Origin of the sequence: Weizmannia agrestimuris, from assembly GCF_943193165.1 — a bacterium.
In the GTDB taxonomy this organism is placed as follows: domain Bacteria; phylum Bacillota; class Bacilli; order Bacillales; family Bacillaceae_C; genus Weizmannia; species Weizmannia faecalis.
The window spans coordinates 1-8,363 of sequence record NZ_CALPDC010000069.1 but is presented as its reverse complement, the minus strand read 5'-3'; the positions used below and the strand labels follow the sequence as shown (position 1 = coordinate 8,363).

Genomic DNA, 8,363 nt, shown 5'->3' with positions numbered 1-8,363 from the left:
AAAGAACGGGTGATGGACATCATCGAACCATGGCTGGATTCCGATCTCATTCTTGACTTTGATTCAAGTGTCGAAACTGTTTATGGAAACCAGGAGGGAGCGAAAATCGGGGTGAACCCCCATAAGCCGGGCAGAAAAAGCTACCACCCCCTTCTCGTTTTTGAAGGAAAATCCCATCTTTGCTTAAACGGTGTGCTAAGACCGGGAAACGTCCATTCAGCTGACAACGTAATTGAATTTGCCGAGGAAACCTATCGATTGCTTTCCGCTCAGTACCTTATCCGGTACGCCCGTTTTGACAAGGGATTTGGCGGAGAAAAGTTTTACAGTTATTGGGAGCAGCAGAAGATTAACTACGCCGGCAAACTGAAATGGACATCAAGATTGAAAAAGTATGTTGAAAACGACAATTCTCCGTGGATCCGGTATGTTGATGATGAGCTGATTGTTATAGAGGGAAAAACAGTCTACTACCAAGCAACTTCCTGGGAAAAGCCAAGAAGAGTTGCGGTCATCCGAAAAGCTGACAAGTATGAGGAAGACCAGCTTCAATTGTTTGATTTTCTCTGGGATTATGAAGCCATTGTGACAACGATGGACTGGGAACCTATGGATATTTGGAGATTTTACAATCAGAGAGCCTGTCTGGAAAACTATATCAAAGAGTCTAAATATGGTTTTTCGATGGACAAGACTGTTGACCCAATTTCGTATCAGCCGTAATATCGTCAAGTGTACCACGAGGTTGCATCGTAATTTCAAGACCATTAGCAGTAAATCTACTTTTCCTATCCGAATAAAACGGCGCCCGGCAAACTAAAAAGATGGGTTATCCTCCAAAACAAAACTCCCATTCAGGATGATTTGGATCTTTTGGAATTTCGGAAGGCCAAGGTTCCGGATCATTTTCATTCAAAAATTTAACAACATTCCAAAATTGTTTTTTATAGTCTTCTGCTCGCAATTCATTTTCTGAAGGTTTAAAAAAGATAACTAGTGTCGTTCTTTTACCTATAGATTTGTAGCTTTTTATGTATTCATAAACTCCGTCTCTAATATTTAATAATTCATGCGTATCGTAAGCCGATTCAGCAAATATATAACGAATAAGCCCATTTTTTTCTGCTTCTACTGCAAAATAACAAGGATATGGAGCAGAATCATCAAGTAACGAGTTTCGAAAATCAGAATAGGTGGTAATCATCCATTCCTTTAGAATACCTTTTTCCATTCCCTCTTTGATTTTTTCTTGATCCAAAAGTGAACTAATTTTAATCATTAAGCTTCCCCCCTTTTTTACCAACCGTGTGTATGATGATAATAATAAGATAATGCCAATTATTGAAAAATTTATATTATTTTACAATATTTTTGTGTTTTTGACAATTTTTTCAACATTGCAGCCTAATAATGGTGGATGCGCGCAGGAGATGTATGCCTTCGAGACTAGCAAACTGAAATAAGATTTGCGATCAGATTCGTAGAAATAAAAAAGAATAGCTACAAGCTATTCGGAGTAAAATTTTTGGACTGTCATTTTGTACAGTCCGAATTTTTATTTATCCTGAAACACGCTAAAATGTTTCAAGACATTTTGAGTTTCTTCTTCTGTGATCCCGATATAACGGAGAGTAACAGAAGGATGAGAATGGTTCAAAATCTCTTGCAACATGGCAATATCCTTCGTGGCTTTATAAAACCAATAGCCAAATGTTTTTCTGAGCGTATGATTACCAACATGCTCTACTCCGGCAAAATCAGCCGCCTTTTTCAGCTGGCGATAAGCCTGTGTCGGTGTAATCGGCCGGTTTCCTTTCCTGGATGGAAAGAGCCACTCACTGTCTAATCCAGCTGCGTATTCATACACTTCCTCAAAACAATGGCCAATATAAATATCGCGGATTTTTTGGGTTTTTCCTTCTTTTACTCGTAAAACCTTCTCTTTTTTGTTTTTCAGCCTCAGAATCGCTTCAGTTTTGATTTTAAGCAGGTCTCCAACCCGTAGGCCTGTTTCACACCCTAACACAAATAAAATGTAATCTCGGGGCAAACAGTGGCGTTTTAACGCCCATTTCATATCGTCTAATTGCTGCTGACTACGGATTGGCTGCACATTTTTTGGTGTCGTCATCTTTTCTCCTTCCCTTTAAAAATCAACGATTTGAATGTACGATTTTGTAGGATGTCTCAATCCTATCGAAGAAAAAGGGAAAAGACAAGAGAATAAGCGAAAATGAATGTATGTTTTTATACAAATTCATACATTGAACGAAATAAAAAGACCACCTTAGGTAAGATGGTCTTTTTCCTTGTTATTCATCATTCTTTAACCTTCAATAACCTTAAACTGTTTAGCGTTACAAGTAATGTTGCTCCCATATCGGAAAATATCGCTATCCAAAGCGTTAACCAACCGGGGATTACTAACAACAATGCTACTAATTTAATTGCTAAAGAGAATGTAATGTTTTGTTTGATGATAGATAAAGCCTTACGACTTAATTTGATGGTATATGGCAATTTACTTAAATCATCAGACATTAACGCAATATCAGCTGTTTCTAATGCTGTATCGGTTCCAGCTCCTCCCATCGCAACACCAACAGTTGAAGCTGCAAGAGCAGGTGCATCGTTCACACCATCACCGACCATTGCGACACCTTGATTTTTCCCTCGAAGTTCTTTAATGAAATTTAATTTATCTTCTGGTAGCAAATCGGCCTTAATATCAGAAACACCTACTTCTTTTCCGACGACTTCTGCTGTTCTTTTGTTATCACCTGTAAGCATAACAGTTTTTTCAATTCCAATTTGATGAAGTTTACGGATCACGGATTTCGATGATTCTCTTATTTCATCAGCAACAGCAATAAACGAAAGAATTTCTTTTTCCGTTCCTAACACTATCACCGTTTTCCCTTGTGTTTGCATCTTTTCAATTTTTTGTTTTTTATCGTTTTCGATACTACCGTGCAATTCTTCAAAAAGAGTTGAACTTCCTACATAATACATTTCATTATTTACTTTCGCTTTTACGCCTTTACCTGTAATGGATTGAAACTCTTCAACCGAAACTCCATTAATATTCAATCCATTTTCTTCTGCTTTTCTTATAATGGCTGTACCAAGTGGATGCTGGGAACCCTTTTCGATGGCAGCTGTAATCGTCATCAACTCATTTTCATTTCCACCAAATGTCACAATATCTGTAACCGCTGGAATACCTTTTGTAAGTGTACCTGTTTTATCAAAAGCAATAACCTTTAAGTGACCTGCTTCTTCTAAATGAATCCCACCTTTAATTAAAACACCGTTTCTTGCCGCATTTCCTATGGCAGTAACTACTGCAACTGGAGTTGAAACAACTAAGGCACAAGGGCAACCAACCACTAATACAGCTAATCCTTCATATATCCAGTAACTCCAATCTCCTCCGAATAATAACGGTGGAATAATCGCAATTAATGTAGCCAAAATGATGATAGCTGGTGTGTAATATTTTGCAAATTTATCAACAAATGCTTGAGAAGGTGCTTTCTCTGCTTGAGCTTCTTCTACTAAATGAATAATTTTCGATAATGTGTTATCTTCAACCCGTTTGGTTACTTTTACTTCTAATAATCCTTCTTCATTTAATGTGCCAGCATAGACCTCATCATCAATGGTTTTGGTTACTGGAACACTTTCTCCAGTGATAGCAGCCTCATTTAATGTGGATGTACCCTTTATAACTATTCCGTCCATCGCTAATTTTTGCCCAGGCTTGACGATCATAATATCACCGATTTGAATATCCTCCACGTGAACCATTATTTCTTCATTTTCACGGCGAATTAACGCTTCTTTTGGAGCGATATCCATCAACATTCCAATCGATTGACGAGCTTTATCCATTGAATAACGCTCTAAGGCTTCGCTAATGGCGAAAAGGATCACAACGGTTGCTCCTTCACCCCATTGTCCAATCAACGCGGCTCCTATTATGGCGATCGTCATGAGCGTATCCATATCGAATTTAAATTTACTTAAATTTCTAAGGCCTTCAATAAATAAGGAATATCCACCTATTAAAATCGATGCAGCATATCCAATCGTAGGGATAATATTATTTTCACCAAATTGCCTTCCTAGAAACCAACTAATAATGAGCAATGCAGCCGAAATATAAACCTTAATATTTTCTTTTTCCTTCCAAAAAGGCTTATACTCTATCCTTTGTTCTTTTTCATCCTGAATCTTTAAATTCTCAAAGGCCCCTGCTTTTTCTAATTCTTCAATCGTTGTTTCACCATAAACTGTAATTTTGGATGCTCCAAAATTTACTTTTGCGTCCTTTACACCTTCTAAATTTTTCACGTTATTTTCAAATTTGGCTGCACAATTTGTACAAGATAATCCTTGAACGCGATAGGTTTTCATTTCTTGTTCAGATGGTAAGGTTTGTTGATTAGACATTCACTTTCACTTCTTTCTTATGGGCTAAAGCAATCGTGATTAATTGTTTAATATGTTCATCTTCCAGTGAATAAAATGCCATTTTTCCTTCTTTTCGATATTTCACTATTCCTTGTTTATGAAGAGTCCGTAAATGATGAGAAGCTGTTGCGACAGAAGAACCAATAATGTTGGCAACATCACACACACACAATTCGTCATCCTGACAAAGTGAAAAAACGATTTTTGTTCTGTTTTCATCTGCAATGGCTTTAAATAATAGGGCAACACTACTTATATCGTGTTTAGCTAATTCGCCTTGTATTCGATTCACTTTTTCTTCGTCATAACAATAAATTTCGCAAGTGTCTTTGGTGCTCATTAATGTCACCTCTTTATATTCAAATGTTCATTTGAATATATTGTACCCCCTTTCCTTTTGATAGTCAAACATTTATTTGAATTGATGCTAGTATAGTTTCATGGACACCCTTTAGTGATGTGAAGCGCTTAACAAACACCGGGGCCGTTTGCACAGAACGGGGAACGCGGGGATACCCTTTTTTGAACACAATGTGAATTTTTTTAATGGACGTGAGATTTTTTATGAACATCAAGGATTTACAATACTATAAAAAGCTGTATCAGGAAAAGCGATATACAAAAGTGGCCAATTTTTTCCATGTCAGCCAGCCGGCAATTACCGCTGCTATCCAGCGGCTTGAAAAAGAGCTTGGTACGCAGCTGATCATAAGGGACCAGTCCCATCACGAGATACGTTTTACAGAAAGCGGCCGGCAATTTGAAAGGCATGCCACCCAGATGCTGAAAGAACTGGATATTGCCCGGAAGGAAATCCAGGCATTAAAAATGGAAAAGGTCTCCATTAGCTTGCCGCCGATTATAGGGAACTATTATTTCCCGGCCATTTCCTCCATGCTCGCCAAAGAGAATCTGCTGCAGAATATGAATGTGTACGAGGATGGTTCACAATCGCTGTTTCACAAACTGCTAACGGGGAAAATGGATATGGCCTTGCTGGGCGCAATCCATCCGATAGAAGACGAGCACGTAACGAGCCATTTGCTTGCCCGCAAAAAATTTAAAATTATTGTCAGCCCGCAACATTCGCTTGCTACGAGAAAATCCGTGGCTTTTCAAGAACTGAAAGACGAACCGTTCATTCAGCTGAGCGACCATTTTATTCACCCATTGGCTTTTGAAGGGCTCTCAAAAAAGACCCGGACCCATCCGCCGGTTATTTACCGGACAAATGATATTCAAATCATTAAAGGCATGGTTGTGGTTGCTGAAAATGTCGGCATCAGCTTTTTTACAGAAATTGCCGTCCCGGAATACGCCCCTGTCATAGCATTGTCGCTCGCTGACCCCGGCCAGCCGGAATTCCTCATTTCCCTTGCCTACCGGTCCAATCACATTTTAACGCCTTTACAGCAAAAGTTGGTGGACGTGCTGACGAAGCAGGAGCAGCGAATAAACGGTTCCTGATCAATCTTTTTATACGGATTTCATATGCGGCTGCCGCCCATGCCAGAAACACAGCCTGGAGAAAAACATCATTTTTCCGATTGCCCATTTTCTGCCAAAAAAGTTGGCTCGCAAGCCTTGCCGCCGGACTTTATTTTGGATGCCGGTGCCGCGCCCGTTCCGGCATGGGCGTCTATGTGAAGGAAGCAGGGGAAAATTTTACGATGAATCTTGATGCAGATATTCAATCTGAAGAAAGACCGTGAATGTTGTTGGATATCTGAATGCAGAACGCCTAAATGTGAAGGAAGTCCGGATACATTTAATGCAGAACACTTCCAGTTATGGAACACGGAAACAATCCGTCCATAACCGTATGCAGCGCCCAATCTATGTAATTGGGCGCTGATTGCATTCTATTTTGTATTGGTAAACCCACCGTCAATACGGATGACTTCCCCATTTATGTACTCCTCTTTAGAAGTCAATAAGAAAGTGACCAGTTCTGCCACTTCTTCCGGCGTACCGAGCTTTTTTGTGGAATTCCGCGTGTTGCGTTCGCTTTCATTTCCGGATTTCCTATGATTCATCCGAACAAGCTAGATTATACACTGGCAAAAGCGGAGAGATGGGCAACCATCTCTCCACTTTTGCCTTTGATTAAAATGATCTTTCCATTCCCCGCTTTGTTGTTAAATCAATGATCCGCTGGTTTCTGCTCCCGCGGAATGATAAGGTTAAATCCCGCTCTGCCAATAGGAACGGGCCATCAACGAGCACATCACAATATCGCAGCAATTCCCGTTTACAGGGATCATCGGAAGCGATTAATTGTTCAAATGTATAGCCTGAGTAAACCCAAATGTTTTTCCCCAGTGCTTTTAATCGTTTTGCCACTTCGCACACTTCTTGCGCTTGAAAAAAGGGTTCTCCGCCGGAAAAGGTTACATCTGTTAATGGATTGCCGGCCACTTCTGCAACGACATCTTCAACCGGCATCTCTGTCCCATTATGGATATTCCAACTCCTTGGGTTATGGCATCCCTTGCAAAAGTGCGGACAGCCTGCAAAAAAGATCACGGTTCGCAAACCTTCACCGTCAACAACCGAATCGTGGATGATATTCATGACCCTCATTGATGTTTCACCCTTTCGCTCTCTTCTGCACGTTTGGCTGAATTCCACCTTTTCATATCGCCAACCAGGTAACCGGTTATTCGTCTAATGCGCCCAATCCTACCTTCATCGGCATTATGGCAAACCGGGCACTCATTATCAATGATTCCCGAATAACCGCAGACGCCGCACTGGTCGACGGGATGATTGATGGCACCATAGCCAATATCATATTGCGCCATGGCTTTTACCAATCGATCCAAAGCACGGACATTTTTTGAAACATCCCCATCACACTCAATATAAGTGATGTGGCCGCCATTACATAATTTATGAAAAGAACCTTCAATTTTTATTTTATCAATCGCCTTGATTTGATAATAAACCGGAATATGGAATGAATTCGTATAATAGGACCGGTCCGTCACCCCGGGAATTTTTCCAAACTCTTTTTGGTCATTTCGCGTAAACTTCCCTGATAACCCTTCTGCCGGCGTTGCAATTAAGGAAAAGTTTAAATCATAAGTCTCACTTGCTTTGTCCACTTTCTCCCGCATATGCTGAATGATACGATACCCTAATTGATAAGAATCATTAGACTCCCCATGATGTTTGCCTGTCAGTGCAACCAGTGCTTCAGCCAGCCCAATAAAACCAACACTTAATGTGCCATGTTTTAATACTTCTCCTACTTCATCATCCGGGTTTAAATTTTCGCTATCCTGCCAAATATTTTCCCCGTACAAAAAAGGAAAATGTTTCGCCTGCTTTTTTGCCTGGAAATGAAACCGTTCTAACAATTGTTGAATGGCAAGGTGAAGATAACGATCTAGTATGTTAAAAAATTCACATTCATTTTTAGCAATCAGCGCTATTTTTACAAGATTAATAGAAGTAAAGGACAAATTCCCGCGGCGGATACTATTTTCTTTTCCATGGCGGTTTGCCATCACACGGGTGCGGCAGCCCATATACGCAATTTCTGATTCCGGCGTGCCGTCATAATAGGGACGATTAAACGTGGAATCTATAAAGCTAAAGTTCGGAAATAAACGTTTTGCCGTCGTTTCAAGTGCTAATTGGTATAAGTCATAATTTGGTTCCCCGGGTTCAAAATTGATCCCTTTTTTCATTTTAAAAATTTGAATGGGAAAAATCGGTGTCTCCCCTTTCCCGAGCCCGGCTTTCGTTGCCAACAACATATTTTTTACGAGCAATCGCCCGGCTTTGGACGTATCGGTACCGTAATTAGGGCTTGCTGAACGAATCAGATTCTGTCAGATACAAGCCAAATTACGGTTATTAAAATATAAAATAGTGTTGTA

The 8,363-nt window shown here is 40.0% G+C and carries 5 protein-coding genes and 4 pseudogenes; 2 read left to right on the top strand and 7 right to left on the bottom strand.

The window, feature by feature from the left end; genetic code table 11:
* Window positions 1–693, top strand: a pseudogene (locus NFR98_RS15100) (IS1380-like element ISBco2 family transposase); the annotation flags it as partial.
* Here the strand turns inward: NFR98_RS15100 and NFR98_RS15095 are convergent.
* The 4 genes and pseudogenes from NFR98_RS15095 to NFR98_RS15080 all read right to left on the bottom strand — a co-directional run bounded on the left by NFR98_RS15095 (window position 668) and on the right by NFR98_RS15080 (window position 4,816).
* Window positions 668–1,204 (bottom strand): annotated as a pseudogene (locus NFR98_RS15095) (YqcI/YcgG family protein). The pseudogenes NFR98_RS15100 and NFR98_RS15095 overlap by 26 nt on opposite strands.
* Window positions 1,205–1,555: 351 nt before the next feature.
* A complete protein-coding gene (locus NFR98_RS15090) occupies window positions 1,556–2,131 on the bottom strand; it encodes a tyrosine-type recombinase/integrase (protein ID WP_013860497.1) in 576 nt (191 codons plus the stop codon).
* Window positions 2,132–2,319: 188 nt separating this feature from the next.
* Window positions 2,320–4,455 carry a heavy metal translocating P-type ATPase gene (locus NFR98_RS15085; protein WP_014097067.1) on the bottom strand — a complete coding sequence of 712 codons (2,136 nt, stop codon included), beginning with the start codon at window positions 4,453–4,455 and terminating at the stop codon, window positions 2,320–2,322.
* Window positions 4,448–4,816, bottom strand: coding sequence for an ArsR/SmtB family transcription factor (locus tag NFR98_RS15080; RefSeq protein WP_013860499.1), 369 nt, complete (start codon window positions 4,814–4,816; stop codon window positions 4,448–4,450). Before NFR98_RS15080 ends, NFR98_RS15085 begins: the two co-directional genes overlap by 8 nt.
* 224 nt (window positions 4,817–5,040) lie before the next feature.
* Between NFR98_RS15080 and NFR98_RS15075 the strand changes: the two genes are divergently transcribed.
* The gene (locus NFR98_RS15075; RefSeq protein WP_071452432.1) at window positions 5,041–5,943 is read left to right on the top strand and encodes a LysR substrate-binding domain-containing protein; all 903 of its coding nucleotides are present in this window, start codon (window positions 5,041–5,043) and stop codon (window positions 5,941–5,943) included.
* 395 nt (window positions 5,944–6,338) lie between these two features.
* Here the strand turns inward: NFR98_RS15075 and NFR98_RS15070 are convergent.
* From NFR98_RS15070 to NFR98_RS15060, 3 genes and pseudogenes are all read right to left on the bottom strand, one after another.
* Window positions 6,339–6,499, bottom strand: a pseudogene (locus NFR98_RS15070) (SDR family oxidoreductase); the annotation flags it as partial.
* 83 nt (window positions 6,500–6,582) lie between these two features.
* Window positions 6,583–7,059 carry an anaerobic ribonucleoside-triphosphate reductase activating protein gene (nrdG, locus tag NFR98_RS15065; RefSeq protein ID WP_014097059.1) on the bottom strand — a complete coding sequence of 159 codons (477 nt, stop codon included), beginning with the start codon at window positions 7,057–7,059 and terminating at the stop codon, window positions 6,583–6,585.
* Window positions 7,056–8,294: pseudogene (locus NFR98_RS15060) on the bottom strand (anaerobic ribonucleoside triphosphate reductase); the annotation flags it as partial. The pseudogene NFR98_RS15060 and the gene nrdG, both read right to left, overlap by 4 nt.
* Window positions 8,295–8,363: the final 69 nt, after the last annotated feature.

Coding starts and splice junctions, on each gene's coding strand:
- NFR98_RS15090 (WP_013860497.1), bottom strand. CDS start 2,131: ATGACGACACCAAAAAATGTGCAGCCAATCCGTAGTCAGCAGCAATTA.
- NFR98_RS15085 (WP_014097067.1), bottom strand. CDS start 4,455: ATGTCTAATCAACAAACCTTACCATCTGAACAAGAAATGAAAACCTAT.
- NFR98_RS15080 (WP_013860499.1), bottom strand. CDS start 4,816: ATGAGCACCAAAGACACTTGCGAAATTTATTGTTATGACGAAGAAAAA.
- NFR98_RS15075 (WP_071452432.1), top strand. CDS start 5,041: ATGAACATCAAGGATTTACAATACTATAAAAAGCTGTATCAGGAAAAG.
- nrdG (WP_014097059.1), bottom strand. CDS start 7,059: ATGAGGGTCATGAATATCATCCACGATTCGGTTGTTGACGGTGAAGGT.